At 41.0% G+C, this 25,301-nt stretch carries 19 protein-coding genes; 7 read left to right on the plus strand and 12 right to left on the minus strand.

The annotated features are described in order from the left end of the window. Positions 1-187: 187 nt before the first annotated feature. From BM146_RS12980 to BM146_RS12995, 4 genes are read left to right on the plus strand one after another with little or no spacing between them, the layout of a single operon-like run. Entirely contained in the window at positions 188-1,291 is a 1,104-nt protein-coding gene (locus BM146_RS12980; protein WP_074889763.1) for an ABC transporter substrate-binding protein, read from the plus strand. Beyond that, positions 1,266-2,282 (plus strand): FecCD family ABC transporter permease, encoded by a 1,017-nt coding sequence (locus BM146_RS12985; protein ID WP_074889766.1) that lies wholly within the window; start codon positions 1,266-1,268, stop codon positions 2,280-2,282. Before BM146_RS12980 ends, BM146_RS12985 begins: the two co-directional genes overlap by 26 nt. Then, complete coding sequence (locus tag BM146_RS12990; protein ID WP_074889769.1) at positions 2,279-3,313, plus strand: FecCD family ABC transporter permease; 1,035 nt, start codon at positions 2,279-2,281, stop codon at positions 3,311-3,313. The genes BM146_RS12985 and BM146_RS12990 overlap by 4 nt, the downstream gene beginning before the upstream one ends. Further along, positions 3,313-4,116 (plus strand): ABC transporter ATP-binding protein, encoded by an 804-nt coding sequence (locus BM146_RS12995; protein ID WP_074889773.1) that lies wholly within the window; start codon positions 3,313-3,315, stop codon positions 4,114-4,116. Before BM146_RS12990 ends, BM146_RS12995 begins: the two co-directional genes overlap by 1 nt. A gap of 204 nt (positions 4,117-4,320) precedes the next feature. Here the strand turns inward: BM146_RS12995 and hisC are convergent, their stop codons facing one another. Together hisC and dapF are read right to left on the minus strand one after the other, a co-directional pair. Continuing rightward, a complete protein-coding gene (gene hisC / locus BM146_RS13000; RefSeq protein WP_334292731.1) occupies positions 4,321-5,373 on the minus strand; it encodes a histidinol-phosphate transaminase in 1,053 nt (350 codons plus the stop codon). A gap of 105 nt (positions 5,374-5,478) precedes the next feature. Next, a complete protein-coding gene (gene dapF, locus BM146_RS13005; protein ID WP_074889780.1) occupies positions 5,479-6,351 on the minus strand; it encodes a diaminopimelate epimerase in 873 nt (290 codons plus the stop codon). Between the two features lie 248 nt (positions 6,352-6,599). Here dapF and BM146_RS13010 point away from each other — a divergent pair, with 248 nt between their 5' ends. Continuing rightward, complete coding sequence (locus BM146_RS13010) at positions 6,600-7,826, plus strand: LL-diaminopimelate aminotransferase (RefSeq protein ID WP_074889784.1); 1,227 nt, start codon at positions 6,600-6,602, stop codon at positions 7,824-7,826. 91 nt (positions 7,827-7,917) lie between these two features. Here the strand turns inward: BM146_RS13010 and BM146_RS13015 are convergent, their stop codons facing one another. The 3 genes from BM146_RS13015 to BM146_RS19530 all read right to left on the minus strand — a co-directional run bounded on the left by BM146_RS13015 (position 7,918) and on the right by BM146_RS19530 (position 11,695). Next, positions 7,918-10,068: a M13 family metallopeptidase gene (locus BM146_RS13015; RefSeq protein ID WP_074889788.1), complete on the minus strand. Its 2,151-nt coding sequence runs from the start codon at positions 10,066-10,068 to the stop codon at positions 7,918-7,920. A gap of 171 nt (positions 10,069-10,239) precedes the next feature. Then, positions 10,240-11,541, minus strand: coding sequence for a glycoside hydrolase family 28 protein (locus tag BM146_RS13020; RefSeq protein ID WP_074889791.1), 1,302 nt, complete (start codon positions 11,539-11,541; stop codon positions 10,240-10,242). After that, positions 11,531-11,695 carry a hypothetical protein gene (locus BM146_RS19530; protein WP_177201662.1) on the minus strand — a complete coding sequence of 55 codons (165 nt, stop codon included), beginning with the start codon at positions 11,693-11,695 and terminating at the stop codon, positions 11,531-11,533. The genes BM146_RS13020 and BM146_RS19530 overlap by 11 nt, the downstream gene beginning before the upstream one ends. Positions 11,696-11,789: 94 nt before the next feature. On the opposite strand from BM146_RS19530, the gene BM146_RS13025 reads away from it, so the two are divergent. Continuing rightward, positions 11,790-12,656, plus strand: a complete 867-nt coding sequence (locus BM146_RS13025; protein WP_074889794.1) for a glycoside hydrolase family 43 protein — start codon at positions 11,790-11,792, stop codon at positions 12,654-12,656. A gap of 416 nt (positions 12,657-13,072) precedes the next feature. Here the strand turns inward: BM146_RS13025 and BM146_RS13030 are convergent, their stop codons facing one another. The 7 genes from BM146_RS13030 to BM146_RS13060 form a co-directional block, all read right to left on the minus strand. Beyond that, on the minus strand, positions 13,073-14,470 hold the full coding sequence (locus tag BM146_RS13030) for a family 4 glycosyl hydrolase (protein WP_074889797.1): 1,398 nt from the start codon (positions 14,468-14,470) through the stop codon (positions 13,073-13,075). Positions 14,471-14,612: 142 nt separating this feature from the next. Beyond that, complete coding sequence (locus BM146_RS13035; protein WP_074889800.1) at positions 14,613-15,458, minus strand: carbohydrate ABC transporter permease; 846 nt, start codon at positions 15,456-15,458, stop codon at positions 14,613-14,615. Between the two features lie 15 nt (positions 15,459-15,473). Continuing rightward, on the minus strand, positions 15,474-16,382 hold the full coding sequence (locus BM146_RS13040; RefSeq protein ID WP_074889804.1) for a carbohydrate ABC transporter permease: 909 nt from the start codon (positions 16,380-16,382) through the stop codon (positions 15,474-15,476). A 127-nt stretch (positions 16,383-16,509) separates the two neighbouring features. Next, on the minus strand, positions 16,510-17,949 hold the full coding sequence (locus BM146_RS13045; protein ID WP_074889809.1) for an ABC transporter substrate-binding protein: 1,440 nt from the start codon (positions 17,947-17,949) through the stop codon (positions 16,510-16,512). A gap of 351 nt (positions 17,950-18,300) precedes the next feature. Next, positions 18,301-20,820 carry a glycoside hydrolase family 31 protein gene (locus tag BM146_RS13050; RefSeq protein ID WP_074889813.1) on the minus strand — a complete coding sequence of 840 codons (2,520 nt, stop codon included), beginning with the start codon at positions 20,818-20,820 and terminating at the stop codon, positions 18,301-18,303. 48 nt (positions 20,821-20,868) lie between these two features. Beyond that, positions 20,869-21,672 (minus strand): alpha/beta hydrolase, encoded by an 804-nt coding sequence (locus BM146_RS13055; protein WP_074889816.1) that lies wholly within the window; start codon positions 21,670-21,672, stop codon positions 20,869-20,871. A gap of 164 nt (positions 21,673-21,836) precedes the next feature. Then, a complete protein-coding gene (locus tag BM146_RS13060; RefSeq protein WP_074889820.1) occupies positions 21,837-22,994 on the minus strand; it encodes a hypothetical protein in 1,158 nt (385 codons plus the stop codon). A gap of 328 nt (positions 22,995-23,322) precedes the next feature. Here BM146_RS13060 and BM146_RS13065 point away from each other — a divergent pair, with 328 nt between their 5' ends. Further along, positions 23,323-24,096 (plus strand): SDR family oxidoreductase, encoded by a 774-nt coding sequence (locus BM146_RS13065; RefSeq protein ID WP_074889823.1) that lies wholly within the window; start codon positions 23,323-23,325, stop codon positions 24,094-24,096. Positions 24,097-25,301 lie beyond the last annotated feature (1,205 nt).

Genomic DNA, 25,301 nt, shown 5'->3' on the forward strand with positions numbered 1-25,301 from the left:
TCACACAACATAAAAGCAAGCCTGATTACACTTAATCAGGTCTGTTTTACACTTATTTTTTATCCTGGTTAATCGATTTTACTAGATTTAATTGTTGACAACTGGCGTTTTCTATGAGATTATTGTTAGCGCTTGCTAACACATTGTTAGCATTAACTAATCTTATAAACACTAGAGGAGTAAAATTATGAAGAACAAACTTATTTCAGCTTTATTCGCAGGCCTCCTTGGCCTTAGCGTTGTGGCTTGTGGAACAACATCCGAAACCGCCACAGTAGATACTGTAGCAACTGACAGTTCAGAAGTAGCAACTGTTTCCGGATCAGAATCAACAGAAGGATCTTCTTCAGTATCTGAAGACAGCGCTTCTAATAGCGATGCAACTTTCCCACTCACGATCACTCATGGACTTGGTGAAACCGTTATCGAGGAGAAGCCTGAAAACGTCGTTGCAATTGCCTGGGGAAATCCTGATGTTCCTCTCGCTCTTGGAATTGTACCTGTTGGAATTTCAGAAGCGAATTTCGGACCAAGGGATGAAAACGGCCTTCTTGCATGGACAGCAAAAGCATTTGAAGATCTCGGTGCTACTCCTAATGTATTTGATGATACAGACGGATGGGACTATGAAGCTATTTCAGACTGCCAGCCTGATGTAATCCTTGCAGCTTACTCAGGACTTAGCCAGGAAGAATATGACAGACTCAGCGAAATTGCTCCTGTAGTTGCATATCCTACAATCGCATGGACAACTACTTGGCAGGAAGAGACCATAAATGATGCTGCAGCCCTTGGCCTTGAAGCTGAAGGAAGAGCCCTTGTTGCTGATGTTGAACAGCTTATTTCCGACAAGCTTTCACAGTACCCTGACCTCAATGGAAAAAGAGTTGCATTCTTCTGGCTTTCAGAAGATGATCTGGGAACTTTCTACATCTATACAAACAACGATCCAAGAGCAGCCTTTCTTGGAGATCTTGGATTTGTAACTCCAGACAGCGTTACAGGACTTATTGATGATCCAAATGCTTTTTCAATAACAGTAAGTGCTGAAAACGCTGATGTACTAAGCGACGTTGATATCATCATCACATATGGCACAGAATCACTTGTTACAGCTATGCAGAACGATGGAAGATTTTCAAATATCCCTGCTGTAAACAACGGCGCATTTGTTTTACTTGATTCAAATGACGCCCTTGCAGCAGCAAGCACACCAACAGTTCTTTCTATCCCTTATGCAATTGATGACTATCTGGAAGTGTTAAATGAAGCAGCAAAAAAGATACAGTAATACAAAATTAATCATAGGAACAATTATACTGATCGCTCTGGTGATCGCAGGCGCTATCCTTTCTATAGTATATGGAAGTAAATATGTACCCGTGGCGGATATCGTCAGCTTTTTCACCGGAGAAGAAACAGATAAGTTCATTGCAGCTGTGATTGCTGCCAGAGTTCCAAGGACAGTCTTCGGCCTCATAGCTGGGGGCTGCCTTGGCGTTTCCGGCGCAATGATGCAGTCTATCACGAGAAACCCCATTGCAGACCCAAGCATTCTTGGTGTAAACACAGGTGCCTCTCTCATGGTAGTTATTGGCATTGCGTACCTGAACATTTCTTCCGGAATTGGACTTATAGGGCTATCTTTCATAGGGGCTATGGCCACTGCATTTTTTGTCTATGGAATAGCAAGCATAGGCTATGGAGGAGCAACTTCTTTAAAGCTTGCCCTTGCTGGAACAGCCGTGTCAACTGCCCTTGGAGCCATTGTCAATACTATCATGCTTCCAGACTCACAGGTCATGAAGGAATTTCGTTTCTGGCAGGTTGGAAGCATCAGTGGTGGAAGCTGGGAAGATGTAAAACTGCTCCTTCCTTTCTTTTTGGCAGGACTTATCCTCTCTTTACTTTGTTCATCACCACTTAATGCATTGTCACTTGGCGATGAAATGGCTATCTCACTGGGTGTAAAAGTCGGACAGATAAGGATAGTATCCGCATTTGCAGGAGTACTTCTCTGTGCATCTGTAACTGCCCTGGCAGGGCCAATTGGATTTGTGGGGCTTATGCTCCCGCATGTTATAAGACAGCTTTTTGACAATGACATGAGAATCATCGTTCCGCTATCTGCAATAGGTGGAGCAGCCCTTTTGACAATTTCGGATGTTTTAGGAAGACTTCTTGGAAGCCCGGGAGAACTTGAGGTTGGAATCATCACAGCCATACTGGGTGCCCCGGTATTTGTATCAATTGTATGGATGACAAAGGCCAAAAATATATGATGACCAAATTAGAAACAGATTTAAAAAATATATATTCTAAACAGCAAAAAAGAAATATCGCATGTGCTCTATTTTTCATTATTGTCATTGCTATTCTCGCAGTCCTCATGATGACAATAGGAAATACAAATTATTCACTAAGCGAAGTCATTAAGGTACTTCTAAGCGATGAGACAAAAGGGGCTGCCTACACCATAAAAAGCTTAAGGCTTCCAAAGCTTATTGTTGGAGGTCTTGCCGGTTTTTCTTTTGGACTTGCAGGCTACACTTTTCAAAACCTTTTAAGGAATCCTCTCGCTTCTCCTGACATAATCGGAGTTACCGCAGGTTCCTCTGCCGCTGCAGTTTTCTGCATCCTTATACTTGGTATCAGCGGAGCTGTTGCTTCAATCTTCTCAGTAGTAGCAGGTCTTTTAGTTACAGGACTTATTCTTTTACTCTCTGGTAAAGGAAATGCCTTCAGCAGCAGAATGATCCTCATAGGAATCGGTTTTCAGGCAGTTTTGAATGCCCTTATTTCCTGGATGCTTCTTGTAGGTTCTGAATACGATGTTGGAACAGCGCTGCGATGGCTGCGCGGAAGTCTAAATTCCGTTCAGATGTCAAATGTACCGGCTATAACAATAATGACTCTCCTGGCTGGCGGAGCTCTTTTACTATGTAACAAAGAACTCATGATCATGCAGCTTGGAGACGAATATGCTACTACTCTTGGTGCATCAATAAATATTATCAGGATATGTTGCCTTATCTGCGCTTTGCTCCTATCCTCAGTAGCAACTGCCGCAACAGGTCCTATTGCTTCAGTAGCTTTTTTATCAGGACCCATAGCAACAAAGCTAACAAAAAACGGATCTATTGCAATGGTGACTTCCGGATTTGTTGGAGTAATACTTGTTTACGCTTCCGAGCTTATAGGCAAAAATCTTTTTGAAACAAGCTACCCTGTTGGAGTCATAACAGGACTTTTGGGCGCCCCATACCTATTGCTACTTTTACTTAATATCAATAAAAAAGGAGAAAAGATCTGATGAGTAAGATCGCACAGAGTCACACTTTCACTGCAAATGGGATATATGCAGGCTATGACAATAAACTAATTATAGAAGATATGAATTTGAGCATTCCTGCAGGAAAGTTCAGCGTTTTAATTGGTCCAAACGGGTGCGGCAAATCTACGCTGCTTAAAAGCTTTGCTAGGCTTCTTTCTCCTTCAAAGGGAAATATCCTTCTTGATGGAGTTCCAATCTGTGAGTTCCCAACAAAACAACTTGCCAAAAGAGTCGGACTTCTGCCACAGTCACCTATAGTTCCTGCAGGAATAACAGTAGCCGACCTTGTTGCCAGGGGCCGATTTCCTTATCAGAATCTTTTTGGTCAGCTTACCAAGGCTGACTATGAGGCTATTTCTTCTGCAATGTGTGCAATGGGAATAACAGACCTTGCCGATAAGCAGGTTGATTCTCTTTCAGGTGGCCAAAGACAACGTGTATGGATTGCACTGGCACTGGCTCAGGGCACAGATATTTTGCTCCTCGATGAACCTACTACATATCTGGATATTGCATATCAGGTGGAAATTCTTGATTGTCTCGCCAAGCTCAATGAAATAAAGAAAGTTACTATTGTTGCAATATTACACGATATCAATTTATCCATAAGATATGCAGACCACATCTTTGCCATGAAAAAAGGAAAACTTGTAGCGAGTGGAAAACCAGGAGATATCATAACATCAGATTTGATGCATGAAATTTACGGAATGGAAAGTTCAATCATACTCGATCCGGAGACTGGGGATCCTTACGTGATTCCAAGAAGTAAGGCAAGCTAATCATTAGATAACAACTGCCTCTTAAAAAAAGAATGTCGCTTGCGACATTCTCGCGCCGAGCGCGGTTGCATTTATGCAACATCTTCCACTCGCGCGAGTGCGCTTCCTTAGCGGAGCGATTTTTTATATCATAGGAAGCAATTTCCTATGATATAAAAAATAGACTAAACGCTGGTTATTATCAGCATTTAGCCTATTTTTATTTTACACAATTTCTTTTAAAGCACTAATCAGTGTATCCATCTGCTCGTCAGTCCCTATAGTAATTCTTAAATATTCACTGATACGCGGCAAATCCCACCTTCTGACAATTATTCCACGACTTCGCAGCTCTTCAAATATTTTTTTCCCGGAAACAGTTTTGTGCTTTGCAAAAATAAAATTGCTTGATGAATCAGGAAAAACAAAGCCTAGTTCAGCCAAAAGAGGCTTAACGCGTTCTCGTGTTGCGATTATCCTGCTGCAAGTCTCATTAAAATACTCTTTGTCTGCCAGTGTTGCTGCTCCAAGCTCAAGCGAAGGCCTATTCATTGTGTATGAGTTAAAAGAAAACTTAGCATCATTTAAGTAGCCTATAAGCTTTTTGGAGCCAAATGCAAATCCTATCCTCATCCCGGCCATTGCCCTTGATTTCGAAAAGGTCTGAACAACAAGCAGGTTCTCGTATTTATCAATAAGGGGCAGGGCACTCTTTCCACCGAAGTCAATATATGCCTCGTCAACAATTACAACGACTTCATTGTTGTTTTGAAGAATGTCCTCAACCATATCAAGATCTTCAACAAGACCCGTCGGCGCATTGGGATTAGGAAAGATTACCCCTCCGTTCTCAATGTAGTAATCTTCTTTTTTTATCCTGAAGTCCTCATCCAAAGGAATCTGTTTGTATGGAATCTTATAAAGGTCAGCCCATACATCATAAAAAGAATATGTGATATCCGGGAAAAGAATTGGCTTATCCGAGTTAAAAAATGTCAAAAAGGCCATAGAAAGCACGTCATCCGAGCCAACGCCCACAAATATCTGATCTGAAGGCACATTGTAGTAATCCGACAAAGCAGATATCAGACTGCCTGAATTGGGATCAGGATATAATCTTAATGTCTCATATTCGAAACTATCCATAGCTCTCTTTACAGATGGAGCCGGTGGATAAGGGCATTCATTTGTGTTTAATTTTATAATGTTGTTTATTTTAGGCTGTTCACCAGGAGTATATGGAACAACTTTCCTTACATTTTCTTCCCAAGACATGATAAACTCTCCTTCGCTTCATTACTCTACCATAATAAAGCATAGTCTAACATACCATTTTAAAACTGGCAATCTATTTTATTATCGATTCCTCCCAGGCGTTGTCTCTCACACTTCAATCTCGCCCTCGAAAACTGTGGTAGCAGGACCTTCCATGATAACAGATGAACCACTACCCCCGTCCCATGAGACCATTACTTCCCCGCCAAGAACGTGAACTGTCACATCATTGTCTGTAAGTCCGTTCAAAATACAGGCCACTCCTGTTGCGCAGCATCCGGTACCACAAGCAAGAGTCTCACCTGTTCCGCGCTCCCATACGCGCATATGCACATTGTTCTTATCATCAATCTTGACAAATTCTGTATTCACGCGTCTTGGAAAGAATTCATGATTTTCAAACTTTGGTCCGATTTTCTCAATATCGAATTCTTCAAGACTCATATCCTCAGGTAAAAAAACTACCGCATGAGGGTTACCCATTGAAACGCAGGTCATGTGCCACTCTTTGCCATCCACGACAATTGGAGCATTCACGACCATATCAGTTTTTTCGCCATTATTGATGCAGACAGGCACATCCTCCGGTTTTAATATAGGCGCACCCATATCAACTTTTACAGAAGATACCATTCCATCATCACCAATTGTAAGATCTATGTATTTCTTTTTTTCTGCACTTACGATGACAAGGTTCTTTTTAGTAGTAAGTCCCTTATCATATACGTACTTGGCTACGCATCTGATTCCATTTCCACACATTTCCGAACGGGAACCATCTGCGTTGTACATCTCCATCTCAAAGTCGATACTCTCGTCATCTACAGGATTAATAAAGATAAGACCATCAGAGCCTATTCCAAAATGCCTGTCAGAAACTTTAATCGCAAGTTCAGACTTCTTCTCCTGAGAAATTTTCTCACTTTTTCCATCCACATAAACATAATCGTTTCCACAGCCATGCATTTTCATAAATTTCATATCTTAGACCCTGATCACTTCCAGTAACCTGCGAAAGTGCCCTTTCTACTCATATTTATTCTTACCATACTCAAAAGCCACAACGATGCATCATAATTGCCACTTTTAATTTTCATATTAAACATCTGCTCCCAAAAATACAAGAAAAATGTATACAATTATACAAAAATAGTGTAGGATAAAACACAAATTAAATTGTGCACGACAGATACAAAAAGTATAACACAGTAATGACAGGAGAAAACACTATGTTTAAGCCCAATGAAGATTATTTAAAACTTCCGGGAAGCTACCTTTTTAGTACAATTGCAAAAAAAGTTGCTGCTTTCCAGGAGTCAAACCCAGATAAAAAGATCATCCGCCTTGGAATCGGTGATGTTACAAAGCCACTGCCAAAAGCAGTTATTGAGGCTCTTCACAAGGCTGTTGATGAGCAGGCAAATGCAGAAACATTCAGAGGATATGCTCCTGACCTTGGATATGAATTTCTTCGTCACGCAATTGCTGAAAACGACTTTAGAGCAAGGGGATGCAATATCGCTGACGATGAAGTCTTTATTTCAGACGGAGCCAAAAGTGATTCAGGAGCAATTCAGGAAATATTTTCAAAAGATGCAAAGATAGCGGTATGCGACCCTGTATATCCGGTGTATGTTGATTCAAATGTTATGGCGGGAAGATGCGGAGATTATGATGAGAATACAGGAATGTGGAGCAACGTTATCTACATGCCTTGTACCGCAGAAAACGGCTTTGCCCCAGAGCTTCCGTCAGAGACACCTGATCTTATTTATCTGTGCTTCCCTAATAATCCAACAGGTGAAGCAATTACAAAAGATCAGCTCCAGAAATGGGTTGACTATGCAAACAAAGTGGGCGCCGTCATCATATTTGACGCAGCTTATGAAGCTTATATTTCAGAGGATAACATTCCTCATTCCATATATGAATGCAAAGGCGCAAGAACATGCGCTATTGAACTTAGATCTTTTTCCAAGAATGCAGGATTCACCGGTTTAAGACTTGGTGCAACAATCATTCCTCACGACCTTAAAGTATCGTTCAATGGAAAAGAAGTCGAGATGCACAGCCTTTGGGCAAGAAGGCATGGAACAAAATACAACGGCGCTCCGTACATCGTACAGAGAGCAGGCGAAGCCATTTACAGCCCTGAAGGCAAGGTTCAGGTAAAAGAAATGATCGCATCCTACATGAAGAATGCAAAATACATCTACGATGGTCTTAAAGAAGCCGGATACACAGTATATGGTGGCAAAAACTCACCATACATCTGGCTTAAAACTCCTGATAACATGACAAGCTGGGAATTCTTTGATTATCTCCTTGAAAAGGCAAATGTAGTGGGCACACCGGGATCAGGCTTTGGTCCAAGCGGAGAACACTATTTCAGACTCACCGCTTTTGGAAGCTACGAGAACACAGTAGAGGCCATTAACCGAATAAAGGCACTTTAAAATATGTTCTAAAGATTTGATCTATGTTACGAATGCTTACGCCAGTGGCGTAAGCATTCGTAATCTACAACATATAATTCTTATTGATCCATTACCAGATCAGAATTCTGTCCTCTGGGGCAAGATACATTCCATCGCCTTCTTTTACGTCGAACGCTTCATAGAATTCATCAAACTGCTGGGAAGTTACATTTACTCTTAAATAATCTAATGGATGCGCATCCTGAGTGAGTTGTGAATAAATAGCTTCATAAGTAGAAATATTCTTCCACACATTAGCATAGCTCTCAAAGAACTTTTTATAGTCAAAGCTTTCTTCCTTGGATGCCAGTGTAAGCATTGCTTTAAGGCCTGCCATGTCTGCAATTGCTTCAGTCTGTACCAGAGAACCGGTAACTTTTTCATCGCCAAATACTGTTATTCCATCGTAGTAGTTTATAAGTTTCTGCGCTCTTTCCTGGAAGGCACTGTAATCTTCATCAGTCCACCAATTGCTGTAATTACCATCCTTGTCAAACTGAGCTCCGTTTGTATCAAAAGCATGACTTATCTCATGTCCGATAACAGCTCCGATTCCTGCATATATCTCCTCTTTTGACTTATCATCGCCATAAAAAACTCCATCAAGTATTCCAAGAAGAATGTTAATAGAATTGGCCGTTGGGTCATAGTAAGCATTAGTTTCAAGTGTTGACATACCTTCCCAGAGATTCTTATTTACAGTTCCGTTTGTTCGTTCTTTATCAAGCTCCCAACTAAAATCAGCAAGTGCTTTCTGTATTTCAAAATAAGTAAGACCATTTAAATCAAGGCCACTGTAATCCACGTATTCTTTTGGCTCAACCACATTGATTTCCAATGAGTCAAGTTTTTCCATTGCATATTCTCTTGTCTCGTCAGAAAGCCAGTCCTCGTTTTCGAGCATTTCCCTATAAACATCCGCTACATCTTTGCATAACTGCGTCACTTCTTTTTTTGTCTCAGTGACATCATACTTTGCCATATATGCCTTTTCCATAGCTTCAGGCAATGCTGCATTTACATATGCATATGCATATTTTTCATCAGAAAGAGTACCTGATGCACCATATATAGAACGCTGTGCCTCAAGTCTTGCATCGAATGCCTCTCTGTCAAGGTCAGTTGTACATCCCAAAACCGTCTGAACCATGAAATATCCCTTGATGTTCTCAAGGTTGTCCGATGTATAAAGATCTGAAATCTTTGCCAAAGCATCCGGCTCTGTTACAAGAAATACCTTTGCATTGTCGTAGCCATTTTCCTTTATAAATTCATCCATTGGGAAATTAGGAGCCAAAGCTGCCATTTCCTCTGGCTCATAATAGTTAAGTATCTTGTCATAGATTGCAGGATCGCTGCTTTCCAGCGAAGTATATACTTTCTCAGAAAGAGCTGACTCAAAAGAAAAGCATGCATCGTAATACTTATCAGCCTCATCATTAGTATATCCCAGCCTTGTCATCATATTGGAAAACAGGCTCCTGTAGGCATCATACTTTAACTTTCCAACTGTGCTAAACTCTTTATACTCCGCAGAATCTCCCAGTAGAAGGCTTGAATGATCCACATTTGTCACATACCTTGATGAATCTGTCAAATCACCCACGTTTCCAATTCCAACCAAAGTAGGGGTAAAGTTTGATCTGTCATTATCCAGTATGAATTCTGTTACATCTTCTATGCTTGAAAGAGATTCAATATCTTTAACAAATGGCTCCAACGGTGAAAGCCCTTTTGCATTTCGGTCATCCCAATCAAGAAAAGCATTATAATATGCTCTTGCAAGTTCAGCATCATGCCCGGTAATTGTCTCATCCTTCAAGGTTTCAAGTGCCTTATCATCAATTATCTGAGATACTTCAGTAAAGCTGTCATAAGAACTGTATCCATCCGGTATTTCTGCTGTGATTGCCCAGTCATAGTTAACCGCAAGATTCAGATCATCTTTTGCAGAAGCCTTATCACTGTTAACAACATTTTCTTTGATGTTGGAGTTTATCCAGGGACTTCCTCCATCAACAACATAAGATTCGCTTTCAGCCTGTGCTGTTTCTTCGGAAGACTCAGTACTAGCAGTATCTACCGATGTATCTGCTGCCACCTCTTCCTTACTTGCACCCTCGGCAGGAGTTTCAGTTACCGCACTATCAGCTGCAGTTCCGCACCCGGCAAGTAACATACATCCTGTCAAAAGAGCTGCCAAAATCTGTTTTCTTTTCATAACATTTTTACTCCTTTTTTCGTAATATCAATCAACACTATTTCTTTTATCGCATATATAATGCAATTATGCAAGCGCACCCACCTACTTTCTAAAAGAAAAAGCCAGCGGAAGCCCCACGCCTCCACTGGCTGTATTGACTGAATATTATTTTACCATAATAATGTGCACTTATGCCTCATTATCTTGATCTATAAGCTTTTCCATGCTCTTTTCAACGACAAATTCAGCATCTATCGTTATATCTTTTGCATTTCTAAAATAAGTATATCCCATCTTCATGGAATAGCGCCCCCTGTCAGATGGCCGCTCATCAAGAACAAGATCTGTCTTGCCACTTTGATTCTTGAAAACAAATTTAGATTCAGTGACGCTGATATTTTCGATAGGAGAATAGTCTTCTGCGGCCATTATTATCGGTGACTCGCAGGTTATAAAAACATGATTGATATTTATATCCCTGACTTTTCCCGGGAGCCTGTCCACGCCGTCCCTCTTGGTTGCAGTAATGGCCAGAGGTTCACCTTCGCCCCACCAGTTCCAAACGCCGGTCCTTCTGTCCTTGCAATCCACAAAATTTCTGGTTGTTCCGCGAACATGGTGGATATCGATGTTGTAGATCTCACCGCCATCCCTTGACCAGATGCCTATTCCCCTGATGCAGTCACGAACTATACAATCAGAGATGATTATGTCGTGAATATCTCCAAAGGTCTCTGTTCCGATCTTGATTCCCGAACAATTTGATGACAAAAGACATCCGTTAACCACAATATCCTTGCAATCCCCATACTTTTTAAACATTGGAGTTGTGGATTTAAGTACAATGCTATCATCACCTGTCTTTATTCTGCAGCCCCTAATGATCACATTCTGGCAGCAATCCGGATCTATTCCGTCATTATTGGGACCTCTTTTGTCATTGTCAATAACGATGTTCTCTATTCTGACATTCCTGCAGCCTGCCATGTGAAGCGTCCAGAATGCAGAGTCAAAAAAGGTAACATCAGTAACAGTGAGGTTTTCCACATCCTCAAGATAGCTCATTCTGGGCCTGAAGCCTCTGACATTTAAAGGACTACCATTTTTAGCAGTCTCAGGATCATCATCGTCAAAAAAAGCATTCCTGCCCTGACCATCAATTGTTCCCGTTCCGGTAATCGCAATATTCTTTTCATGAAGCGCAAATAAAAAGCAACCGCCTTCCCAGCCGTCAACCTCATTGTCCTCGTCGCCATCTTTGAAATAATCGATAACATCCGCCTCGTCAAGACTGGACAAAAGAACTGCTCCATGCTCCAAATGCAGGTCAACATTGGACCTTAGACGAAGCGTTCCTGATAAAAATGTTCCTGCCGGCACCACAACTCTTCCGCCTTTTTCAGTACAGGCATCGATTGCCGCCTGTATCGCAGATGTGCATTTCGTTTTTCCGTCGGATACTGCTCCATAATCCAGAATATTATAGGTCATTTTCCTTTAAATGCTCCTTTCCTTCCATATCCGTTTCGATGCGTTTTCCTCTGTCAAAAGAAAAAGCCTCTTTCCCGTCAATAAAAGCATAAGCCTTATTTTGTCCCTGTTCAATCCTGCTAACATATTCCCCTTTGTATACTTCCTTATACATCCTTCCTCCACTTTTTTCTGTTTTTATGTCAAGAATAGTAATTCTATTAAAAAATCCATGTGATAAAATGAAAAACAAAAACGAGGTTTTTACTATGACACTTGAAGAAATCAACATTCGTGATCCTTTTGTATTACCTTTTAAAGACACATATTACATGTACGGAACAAGAGCCAAGACCTGTTGGGGACTCGCCGATGGCTTTGACTGCTATACCAGTAAGGACCTGGTAAACTGGGACGGCCCTTTTGAAGTATTCCACAAGCCTGAAAATTTCTGGGCTGACAAAAACTACTGGGCTCCTGAAGTACATATTTACAATAACACTTTTTACATGTTTGCAACATTTAATTCTGAGGCACTTGAGAAAAAAGGTACTATGATCCTGTCATCAGAAAGCCCTCTTGGACCTTTTAAGGTTCACAGCGACGGGAAAATAACCCCTGATGAATGGAACAGTTTGGATGGAACATTTTATCTTTCTCCATCAGGCAAGCCCTATATGATTTTTAGCCATGAATGGGTAGATATAGCTGACGGAGAAATCTGCTCTGTTGAGCTTTCCGACGACTTAACTCATGCTGTATCAGAACCTGTGACTTTATTTAAGGCTTCACAAGCAAAGCCTTGGGTAAAAGCTATGAAACACAGACTTCAGGAAAATCTTTGCTACGTAACTGATGGTCCATTCATGCACCGCCTTGAAAACGGAGAACTCATCATGCTCTGGGCAAGCATCTCAGAAGGCGGCTACGCAGAAGCCATTGCCCGCTCCGATAACGGAAACATCGATGGTAACTGGATCATAGATGAGAAACCTCTCTTTGATAAAGATGGCGGCCACGGTATGCTCTTTAAAACCTTTGACGGAAAACTTATGATGGTTCTCCACCAGCCAAATGAAACTCCAAAGGAGCACCCTGTTTTTATACCGATTAACGGAGACTCGCTGGCAAGATAAAAAATATTTTTCTGTTAAACTTTATAATTTTGATCCAACTGCACCCCTCTTTTTCTTATATTTTTTCCTGACATATTATATTTTTTTCAACTGCACCCTTTTTCCAAAAAAAATTTATTCCAAAAATGATATAAACAAACTAACTGCACCCTTTTTGTGGGGTGCAGTTGGTTAAAAAATAACTATGCAAGAAAGGCTATCCCTATAGATTAGGGTGCAGTTAGTCCAAAAATAGCAATCTAGGAAAAGCTATCCCTGCAAATTAGGGTGCATTTGGTTTAAAAATAGCAATTCAGGAAAGGCTCTCCCTGTAAATCAAGATGCAGTTAAATCATAAAATGCATTACAGGAAAAGCATTTTATCCGTAGCCTCTTTCTTCGTTTAACGCTGCGGTATCATCAACAGTGATTACCATTCACAAGCCCTTTGGAAGGTAAGTCTTAGTATTTTCAATCATGTCATCAACAAGCTTATGAATATCTTCTGTAGAACAGTTCTTGCCTATGAACTGCGGATCATTTTCAAAAGCTTCATAGACAAGGGATTTGTCATATGTTGTGGCAGCCTTGTAGATTCTCTCATGATTCTTTATATGAGGCTCAATGAGTTTTTTCACATCTTCTTTGATAGCGCCTGCAAATATAGGCCTGATGGAGTCTCTTGAGAACACTGCATTGGTCTCAACAATAGCATCTGCCGGAAGATTCGGAATCTGAAGCGCCGAGTTTGGAATGTTTACGTTACTTACAAATCTGCTAAGTCCGCACAGTGCCTTAATGAGAAGGATTCCTTCTTCTCCAGTCTCCTTAAGTTCCATCTTTTCCTCGCCGCTTGCAAGACGCCTGCTTCTTTCAAGCCTGTCCTGCAAATCTTTCTTTCTCCATGCAACACTTGTAAGTGCATAGTTCCAACTTGCAACTGTCTCAGGGTCTTTTAAGTACTCATTGCCCGGCATAAACTCTGCAAGATGTCTGTCACCTGCTGCCGCGATCAGTCCATATCTGTTAAAAAGATCCATCTTGACCCTGTGCTTGCAGACAAAGTTTGCATTTAGCCAGTTCTCGCTCTCAAGAGAAACACCTTCATCAAAGTGCTTATCAATATAACTCCTGTAGATAGGAAAAAGATCTATTCCCTTATATGAACTCTCTGTAAACCATGTGAAATGATTGATTCCGACTACATTTACAAAGACGTCATGCCAATCCTCAATCTTTTCACCTGTCTCTTTTTCATAAATTGTCTGCAAAACCTTCTGGGTACCAAACACTTCATGGCAGCAACCAAAGGCCTTGATCTGAGGATATGCCTCATAAAGAGCCTTCACGCAAAGTGACATAGGGTTAGTATAATTAATTACCCATGCGTCAGGTGAATACTTCCTGATAGCTTCTGCAATCTCAGTGAACATAGGAATAGTCCTTAGAGCACGGATCATTCCTCCGCAGCCGGCTGTATCGCCAACTGACTGATATACCCCAAGCCTCTCAGGCAGATGTACGTCCGACTCCATCTCATCAAAAGTTCCCGGCAAGATTGAGATAACTACAAAGTCACAGCCTGTCAGGGCACTTTCCAGTGAGTTCTTAACTTCAAACTTCCAGTCACCCTTCGCGTCACCTCGCGCCATAAGAGTATTTCCTATTACGGCATTGGCCTCAGCTGCCTTCTCATCAAGGTCATAGAGTCTTATGGTTCCTGAAATCTCATCATCAAGCGCCAGGTCTGTCATAAAAGTCCAGGCCCAGCCTCTGGAGCCACCGCCTATATAGGCAATGTTTACATCCTTCATTTTTTCTGCTTCATACCTCATATTTTTCCCTTTCCCTTAAATGTAAGAATACATTTTGCTTACCCAAACTGAAAAAACAATAATCTCTCGCATATTCATTATTTCACTATGCGAGAGATCATTCTTATTATTTATTTCACTATTTTACGTTTTTTTATTGATGTCATCCCTTAATACCTGAACTTGCAATTCCCTCAACAAGTGACTTCTGGAATATCAGGAAAAGAATAGTTGCAGGAACAATTGAAAGTGTTGACATAGCAAGTGTTGCTCCAATATCTGATCCGGCTGATGGATCGTTAAAGAGTTTAAGTGCCAGTGATATTGGTCTCATTTCAGGCTTTGTAACATACAGCAAAGCTGAAAGGTAATCATCCCATCTCCAGATAAATGAGAAGATGGCACTTGTGATCATGGCCGGTACGATAAGCGGCAGGATGATCCTGAAGTAAATTCCGTAAAAAGAGCAGCCGTCAATCTTAGCAGCCTCATCCAGCTCTTTTGGCACGCCCTGAATAAAGTTCATGATAAGGTATACAAAGAATCCCTGAATGGCAAAGAAGTATGGCAGGATCATTGGGAAGTAAGTACCAACCCAGCCAAGTCTTCTAAACCACATGTACTGAGGAATCATCAGAATCTGTGGCGGAAGCATCATTGTGGACAACACCAGGATAAACAAAGGCTTTTTCAGCTTAAAGTCAAGTCTCTGAAGGGCATAAGCCACAAGTGATGATGAAATCAGAGTTCCAAAAGTTGATGTGATTGAAATAAAGAAGGAATTCTTAAAGAAAGTTGCGAAGGTGTAACCCATAAATCCCTTCCATCCTGTCTTGTAGTTATCCAGAGTCCAAACTGACGGAATGAGCTGTTTTGCAGTTGGCAGAACATAAGTTGTTGGTTTGAAAGAGCTGAAGATCATCCACAAAAGCGGATATATCATAACGAACGCTCCCAAAAGTACCAGTATATGATAGATCAAATCCAAGATCTTTCTTTTCGTATTCATAATAAGCGCCTCCCCTTAATCTTCATATACCCACTTGCTACGGCTCCAGAACAGAAGAGCTGTTACAGCGGAAATAATGATGAGCATTATCCATGCAAGAGCTGATGCATAACCCATCTGACTCTTTCCCATGTTAGGGAATGCTTTTTTATAAACATACAGTGTATAAAACAATGTGCTGTCGTTTGGCTGACCATCTGTAATAAGTTTACTCTGTGTGAAAGCAAGGAACGAGTTGATCGTCTGCTGTACCAGATTAAAGAAAATAGTTGGAGTCAAAAGAGGAAGTGTTATCCTCCAGAACTGTCTCCACTTGTTGGCTCCATCAACTTCCGCAGCCTCGTACAATTCGCGGTTGATCTGCTTAAGTGATGAAAGAAAAATAAGCATCGATGATCCAAACTGCCAGACAGTTAAGATAATGAGAACCCAGATTGCGCTTCCCTCTCCAAACCAGTTAAAATTGGATATTCCGGGATACACAACTGAAAGAATGGCATTGATAGTGCCTGTCGGTTCAAACATTCTTCTCCAAAGAATTGCTACAGCAACTGATCCGCCAATGATTGAAGGAAGGTAGTATGCTGCACGATAAAAACCTGTAAGCTTTGTATCTTTTGCCAAAATAAGAGCGATGATAAGAGCGAAAACAACCTTTAATGGTGTGCCAATAAGTGCGTAATAGCAGGTAACCCTTAAGGCTTTCCAAAATGATGTGTCATCGGTAAAAATGTTGATATAATTCCTAAGGCCAATAAATTTTGCAGGGTTTTGAATGTCGTACTTACAAAATGAAAAATACAGCGATAGTATCATCGGTATAAGCATGAACATCAAAAAACCAATGATAAACGGCAAACTGAACATATAGCCTGCCACTTTTTCCTGCCCAATCCATTGGCGGAAGGTTTTCTTTTTATCCATAGAACTCTCCCCTTTCTTCCTGATGTCCAGTAATTTTTGTAAAAAAAGAGAGGCGCCAGTTTAAATTTTGTAAAAATAACGCCTCTCTTTGGTTCAATTACTCAAGGTAAAACTGTTATTCCCCAAATCAATAATCAGCTGCTACCTTATTTGCGCCCTCTACGAATGCCTTTGCAAGGTCTGCAGGTGTATCTGAAGGATTCTTTGAAAGTGCTCTGCTTGTGATTCCCTCGATAACGTCTGTGTTAACTGTTCCTGCATATCCAGGAAGTGGAGGGAAGATTGCTGTTGAATTCTTGGATACCATATCAAGATAATCAACGATGATAGGATATGTGTAGTCTGTCTGTGATACTGTATCAGCAATAGCTGCAGCTACTTCACTGTTAGCCGGAACACCACGCTCTGCTCTAAGAAGAGTGTTGGCATCAACATCGTTGATGAGGTAGTTAAGGATTGCTACTGCAAGATCAGGATTCTGAGTATCTGTTGTGATTGAGAAGAACTGAGAAGGCTTAAGGTAATTAGCCTGTGCTCCGTTGTCCTCTGGCCATGTTGTGATACCAAGCTCGATTCCATCAGCCTTAGCTGCATCGCAGAATGCCATGTACTGATTTGAGAAGTTAAATGAGCACCAGCTTCTTACGCTAGGGTCTGAACCATATACAAGTGGGCTCTGAGGAATTGTAGCTGTGTCAACAGATGCGAACTTATCTGTATCGAAGAGCCATCCTTCAGCTACAGCGTTCTGAAGACGTGTATAGAACTCAGTCATCTCTTCTTCACTGACTGTAACACCATCTGCTTCAAAGAGTGCGTTGTGGCCCTTGCCACGAGCAAAGTATGCAATTGGGTTCTCAGAGTTGAAATTGTGCCATACAACACCGATTCCCTTTGCGTCATAAATCTGTTTTGAAATCTCTGCGAATTGATCCCATGTCATGTTATCAGGAACAGTAATTCCAAGTTCATCTGTAAGTGTCTTGTTGTATGAAAGAGCCGGAGCGTTCATACCTGCACAGATAGCGTAGATATGTCCGTCGCTTGCGCTCTTACCTGTGTCTACGATACTTTCAGGAATCTTTGAAAGATCAAGTGCACCGCTCTCAACATAAGGTGTTAAGTCAAGAAGGTCTCCTGCCTCAACCCACTGCTCAAAGTATGCGTAATCCTGCTGCATAAGATCTGGCAGTGTATCACTTGATGAGAAGCTTGTCATCTGTGCCCAGTAGTCATTCCATGCCTGAGAATTGAGATTGAAAGTAACGTTAGGATAAAGTTCTGTGAAGTGGTCGCATGCAGCCTTTGTAACTTCGTCACGAACCTGGTTGCCCCACCATCCAAATCCAACAGTTACATCACCTGCTGTTGCAGGATCGAAAGCTGCAGCTGCAGCATCAGCAGTCTCGGCTGCCGGAGTCTCAGTAGCCGGAGTCTCTGTTGCTGTTTCAGCCTTTGGTGTTTCCTCTGCTGCAGGTGCAGTAGTGTCTGCGGCTGTTTCTCCGCATGCTGCCAGGGACATGATCATCATTCCTGACAATACCATTGAAATAACTTTCTTTTTCATTTCTTTCCCTCCTAAGTTTAATTGCAGGCTTTTGTATAAAAATACCATAATTAATTATATCGTTATTTTGTACCTCTGTAAATATTAGACACAAAATATTGATATCCCATTATTAATATGTGCATGTTGTACAACCATATATATACAGAGCGATATACGGATTGCTACACTTCGTTCCCGCAATCCTACGTCCATTACACTGTATGTGAAGTACTAAGCTCATTCTTCGCTAAGTACTTCATGCATCGGAATCCGCGCTTTCGCGCTACTTCCTCATGTCCGTTCAGTCTTCAAATAGATACAAAGCTTTGTGCAAGCACAGCTTTGTATCTACTTGAATCCTTATATCGCTCACATACCAATCAAATCAAATTCTTCAAAGGAAACCTTAAGCGTAGCATCGTGTTTTGGATTCCTGAATTTAATAATCGCTGCTCTCAAGGTCTCGCTGTAATACCAGCAGTTATCGGAGACTTCAAACTTCTCCCTATCCAGAATGTGAGTCAGCTTCTTGTCTTCAAAGGATATCCACAACGGCGCTTTTTCTTTGTACACAACTGTAGCTACTACCGTTTCTACAGTGTCCTTATAAGTACCCTCGCCCTTGAATGAGATATCTATGACACCACTGCCACTCATGGTAATAGTGGTCTTTCTGTATACTCCGTCCTCGAAATCATTGCTGCAGCCGTCATCATCGTAATATACATACTCTGATACATGCTCTTTTCCATCTGTATACGGAACGAATGTGAGACTTAAGTCCGTCACCGGATCTTTTTCCGCATTCATAGGCTGGTTGAGAGCGGTAGGCCAAATTGCGCCCTCCCTCAAAAATCTCGGGATAGAGTTAATATTCACAGGAATAGATATCACCTGTCCGCCTTCGTAGCATTTAAAATTATTCTCAAGGTCATACCATTTGCTTCCTTCAGGGAGATAAACATCTTTTACTATCTGCCCTTTTTCAAGGACATTTGCCACAAGCAGGTCTCTTCCAAGCATAAACTCAAAGTTTTCTTCATAGACATTCTCATCATTCTGGAACTCATAGACAAGAGGCCTCATAATCGGAGCTCCTGTCACATGTGCTTCATACTCAAGTGAATAGAAATGCGGAAGCATGCGATATCTAAGCAGCATCGCGTTTCTTATCCTGTCAGTCTGTCTTGAATACATCCACGGTTCTGTGACAGTGTTGTCACTACTTGCTGAATGAATTGAGAACCTCGGCTGGAATATACCATGCTGCACCCATCTTACAAAAAGCTCCTCCTCAGGCGCCGGGCCCGCAAAACCGCCAATATCACATCCGGTGTTAGGCTGACCTGACATTCCCACTCCTAAAAGCGTGGGAATATTGTGTTTTATGGTTCTCCATGAAGTGCAGTTATCACCAACCCAGTTCTGAGCGTATTTCTGAATTCCGCTACTGCCACTTCGGCAAACAACGTAAGGTCTTTTGCTCTCGTCATGCTCTTTTACCGCTTCACAGGCAAGCTTACTCATGATCGTACACATAACAGGCTTGAACTCGCCAATTCTGCCACCTTCTCCATCATAGTCACACTTGCTGTCATGATCCAAAAGGCTGTCATATTCGCAGTTATCATCCCAGATAGAATTGGTTCCTATATCAATAACAGTCTCCGTCAGATATTTTTTCCAAAGTTCTCTTCCCTTAGGACTGGTGTAATCCCAAAACGCACCGGGACCTCCCCACCAGGAACCTACAGCCGGCTCATTTTCATTCTCACTGTCTCTTACAAAAACGCCTTCCTTTTTGAACTCATCAAACTTTGGATGCATCAAAAGAATTCCCGGCTTAACGTTAGGAACGTTCTGAGCTCCAAGCTCGTTCATCTTGGCAAAATACCCCCTTGGATCAGGAAATCTTTCTTTATTCCATGTAAATACGCACCTCTTATTATCGTAAGACGTGTACCCTGAAGATAAATGGAATCCATCTATCGGGAACCCTTTTCTTCTGACAGTCTCCACGAATTCAATAAGTGCCTTGTCAGAGTCTTTTTCAAGCTCGGAATAGTACATGGATGAACCCTGATAGCCAAGCGCTCTTTTAGGTAAAAGAGCTGGTCTTCCCGTCAGAGATGTGTAATCATCAAGCACATTCTTTATGGACGGGCCGGTGAATATAAAAAGGTCAAGATCTCCGCCATCAGCCTGGAAGTATGTATATCTTGGCCAGTAATTACTTTTTTCTTTTCCCATGTTAAATACTGATTCATGGAAGTTGTTGTAGAAAAAGCCAGCTGCCTTCTTAGTATCTCTGTCGAGCCTTAAATAAAAAGGAATGTGTTTATACATGGTGTCGCACTTTTCAGGATCGTAGCTCCAACAGTCAGTTGCTCTTTCCCTGATAAAATCCTTGTTTTTGTTTATAGGACCAGTCTTTTCACCAAAACCATAGAAGCAGTCATCTTCATTCATTCTGGTGTAGCCGGTTACTCTATTATTAGCATCTTTTATAAATGGGCTTCCCTTTACACCCTCATAAATGATATCTCCATCTTTATCCACAAGCTTTATGCTAAGAGGATCCTTCTCCAGTAAAAGGCATAATGAATCAGTCTTCAGACATATCTCATTTTCTTTTTCCTCTAACACAGCTTTAAGTGGAGTTACATGCTTTCTGTCTTTAAAAAGAAAATCAAGCCTGTCCTCCCATCCAGTCATCTGAAGCACATACGAGCCCTCAGGCTTATCCGCCTCTTTTATATCATCAAAAGAAACCTTGACTCTCACTATGCTGCCAGTTAAAAAACAGATTTTCATGTAAGCCTTATCCAGCTCAACAATATACCCGTAATCAGTCTTTTTTATGTTGTTTAACTTTTTACAAATTTTCATGGGATGCTCCTATACTTCCAAATATATAAATCAACACTATTAACATTTTTATGCCGGAAGCATCCAGTCAAGAATGCTTCTTATCTCTAAATCCCAGAAGTCCCAGTTGTGCATATGATCAGGAACTTCTTTGTAAACGCTCTTTACTCCCATTTTTTCGAGTTTTTCATGAACGCCCTGATTGAGCTTATACAAAAAATCTTCGGTACCACATGCCTGATAAAGTTCCGGAACCTGCCCCTTTTCAATATCTCTTTTCAAAAGTGCAAACAGATCTCTGTCACTTCCTTCAAGGTGACCCGCTGTTTCTCCAAAAGCATCCTCCCATGAAAATGGATTATCCACCTTTCCGGCCATTGCTTCATCATGAAGGCGCGCAATATCAAGTGCTCCTGACATAGAAGCAGCCTTAGAGTACAGATCAGGCCTTGAAAGAGCTAAAAACCAGGCACCATATCCTCCCATTGAAAGACCTGCAATATAAGTATCTTCTCTTTTCCTTGATGCTGGGAATATACGTGTAATATACTCTGGGAGCTCTTTTGTCATAAACGAAAAATACTGGCCCCCACGAGCCATATCCTGATAAAAACTATTCTCAACACCGGCCATAACTGCAATGCAATTATGTGCCTGGGCATATCTTTCTATGCTTGAAAACCTTGACCATGAACTGTTGTCTCCAAAAGCTCCATGCAATAAGTAAACTACAGGAAGACCCTTTTCATAGTCGTAACGCATATCTTTCCCTGTAGCCGTAATCTGCTCATTGCCCTCAGGCGTCGGAATTACAACATTTATCTCCGTATTGTGATTTAAAACGTGGCTAAAATAATGACATGTACAAAACATATAGACCTCCCCAAGAATATCAATGAATTAATTGTACTCATGCGGTATTACGTTAGTCCATAGTGTAAATTTGATAAGAATAATCTAAGAATTTTGTTGATAATGAAGATTGAAAAGCCTCGTTTTCTATTCTTCACGGATAGAAAACGAGGCTTTTTAAATTTTTACTGTACTACACTGTACTCGATAACTTCAGCCTTTTCAAGGTCAGCGTACATAGCTTTCATTGCTGAATCATCAGGAACTACTGCATTTTCGTCACCATCAAGCTCTCGAAGATCTGAGTGGTGATAGTATGTTCCATTGCCGTTTCCGTCATATTCTACATATGCTTCTTCGTCAATGCAGAGAATACTTCCGCTTGCAATGGTGTACTTTTTGATCCAATGATTTGAACCTGCGTAAAGCTTTCCGTCATAAATCGCAAGAGGATAAGCTGTACCGCCTGCTTCTACAAGACCAAGGTACTCTGGAACACCGGCTTCATTGTAGCGATATACTTCTGAATCGATAGCTGCATTGAATACACCACCATCAGGGCTGTTATTAAATGTGTATTTTGTCACAAGTAAAACATCTACCCCATCGATAGTTACATTAGCATAGCCGCTTCCTTTTTCCAGCTTATCTACAATCTGCGTAAAAGTATCACATCCTGTAATGTCAGTAGGAACATATTCATCATCCGGCATATTGGCGCCAATCTGCTTACTCTCATCATACATAGCCTCTGCTACTGCCTGAAGATCAAATCCCTCAAGGTCAGCTGCCTCTACTGTAAGAGAATAATCTGCCCCTGTTTCTATATCAAACCAGGTAATAAGATCAACATATTTACCATCGCCAATGTAGCGGTAAGCTTTTCCTGTCATATTTCCACCGCCCCAGTTAGCAAGAGTAATATCATCTTCCACTGTCCAGTTATAATACAGGCCTGAAATATCCGTAGGCTCATCTGAAGCAATGAGCTGCTCTCTTGCAACAAAAGAATTGCCCTCAAGATCAAAGGTAAGCTCTACAAGAGGCCAGGTATACTCGTTCTCTTTTGCCTCCGTTTCCATCATTCGCCATACTATATTAGTTGCTCCTTCAGGTGCAGAAAAGAGATTTGGAGCTACAGCATATGCTTCATCTTCAGTACACTCTCGCCATGGATTTGCGATTTCTGTTTCTTTAGTACTCTCAGAAGAAACTGCCTCTGCTACATTTTCAACTGCTTCACTTGTTTCGGTTGTTGGTGCTTCTGCTGCACCTGATCCACATGCAGCCATAGAAATGGCCATAGAAATAGCCATGATTGAAATTAAGAATCTTTTTTTCATTTTTTCCTCCTCATAAATGTAATTTAAATTCATATATTATGCTACACTATTTTATATACCACAATAATTAAAAAAAAATAAAACATTTTAAAGTATATATTGTGCTCAATTTAATTATGTGTTAGATTGTATACATTCTTGAATCAACAATTCAAGAATGCATCAACCAAGCCAATTTAAATCGACTTCGTCGATGAGGCTTGGTTGACTCTTCACTCATATTCTCACGAAATCCGCAGTATATGCGGATTTCTGGAATTTAGTTCAAGATGTCATACAATCTAACTCACAAATACAAAATATTTTTTACAGAAAGGATGTGATATTTATGAATAATTTGTTTGATTTAACAGGAAGAGTTGCACTTGTGACAGGCTGTTCAACAGGACTTGGTGTACAGATGGCTAAGGCACTTGCAAACCAGGGTGCTTCAATCATCGCACTTGCAAGACGTCAGGAGTTGATTGAACAGGTTGCTAAGGAAATCCATGATACTTATGGAGTTGACACTCTCGCTATAAGATGTGACATTACAGATACTGATATGGTTGATAAGGCTATAGATGAGGCTCTTGCTCATTTTGGAAAAATAGATATTCTTATCAACAACGCCGGAACAGGTGCTGTCGCTCCTGCAGAGGATATCACAGATGATCAGTTCAGCAATGAGCTTAACATTGATCTTTTTGGAACTTTCAAAGTTGCAAGAGCAGTTGCTAAAAAGGCAATGATTCCTGCAAAATACGGAAGGATCATCAACATTTCTTCTATGTACGGACTTGTTGGAAACAAGATTGCTCCTTCATCTCCATACCACGCAGCAAAAGGTGGTGTAGTTAACCTCACAAGAGCCCTTGCAGGTGAATGGGGCAAACACGGCATCACAGTAAACTCCATCTGCCCAGGATATTTCTACACTCCTCTTACAAAAGAAACCCTTGATTCCGATTACTTCAAGGAGTATGCAAAGACAGCTATTCCTATGGAGAGATACGGTGTTGAAGGTGAGCTTGATACAGCAGCTGTTTTCCTTGCTTCTCCAGCCTCCAGCTACGTTACAGGTATCGCCCTTCCAGTCGACGGCGGCTACACAAGTATGTAATACGCCCAAAGGACTGATCTATAAACGTACCATGCAGTAAATTAAGAAGATTGCTTTAATAACACAAAATATATGTGATACGACTTATACTGTAGATTAGGGAGAGTATTATGACTAAACAGTTGATTTTGTCATAGTACTCTCTCTTTGTATATGCGTAAGTTGTTGGATATTAGGCAGGATGATTCTATGTATAAAATTAAGAAATTAGTGATTGATTGGTAAGCAATTGACTACGTACGCCACCATTGACTGAACCTGAGGAAAACGCTTTGGTCTGCGAGCCGACGGTGAGGATGATGGGAACAGTAGATTATCACGCACCGTCGGATTCAGCATTGTAGCGTTTTCCTCAGAACCCGCCAATGGCAAGCACCTGCGGTGTGGCTAGGTTCAAGTGCCTCAGGTTCCAAATCCGAGAACAGTAGAAGTGGCTAATTTCAAGGAATCATAGGCACATAGCTTTTCCATGCTGAAAATGACTCTAAAGGTAGTTTGTATTTGTCCACTCTATAGGTAGTAGTTTATAGGTGGCTGGAAGCTTTACAAAGCGCTATATGCCCAAAGCAATTTCTATTTATGGCGATACAAATTAGATAAATGTGGGATTAACTGAAATGTGGGATAAGATCAAAAAAACTGTAACGTTTATCCTATTATGTCATAGCGATCCTGCTGCGATGTAGGATAACAGCGAAAGATTTGTGATACTTATCCCATTCAATCAAAGCCGATTTTCAGAGCTGTGGGATAAAACATTAAATTCTATCGAAGTTATCCCACAATTTCAGCCTTCTGAACACTGCGATTTTCCAGAAAATAGGATAAACGTTAAAGAAACCATCGATTTATCCCACAAATCAGCAGAATTGTTAACAGAAATGATAAGAATAGACTAACTATTAAAAGTCAACAAGAAAATGAAGATTTTTGAATAAAACATCGTTAGGTGTTTTAGATAGCCTGGAGGCAGGCTTAAGCCTCAATTAGTACCTTGAAAACTGCATGACAAACAGAGCATCTGAAAAGGTGCTCTAAGAAAAGGATGTAAGTTAAAGACTCTTTATTTTCGGTAGGCTTCGCCTGTAAGTTCCATCCGATAGATGGTGCGTATCAGCTTTTTCGCCGCATGACCGACAGCAACATTGTAATGCTTGCCTTCACTTATCTTCTTTGAAAGGTAGGCTCCGAAGCTTTCATCCCAT

Source organism: Butyrivibrio proteoclasticus, from assembly GCF_900115735.1.
Lineage (GTDB): Bacteria > Bacillota > Clostridia > Lachnospirales > Lachnospiraceae > Butyrivibrio > Butyrivibrio proteoclasticus_B.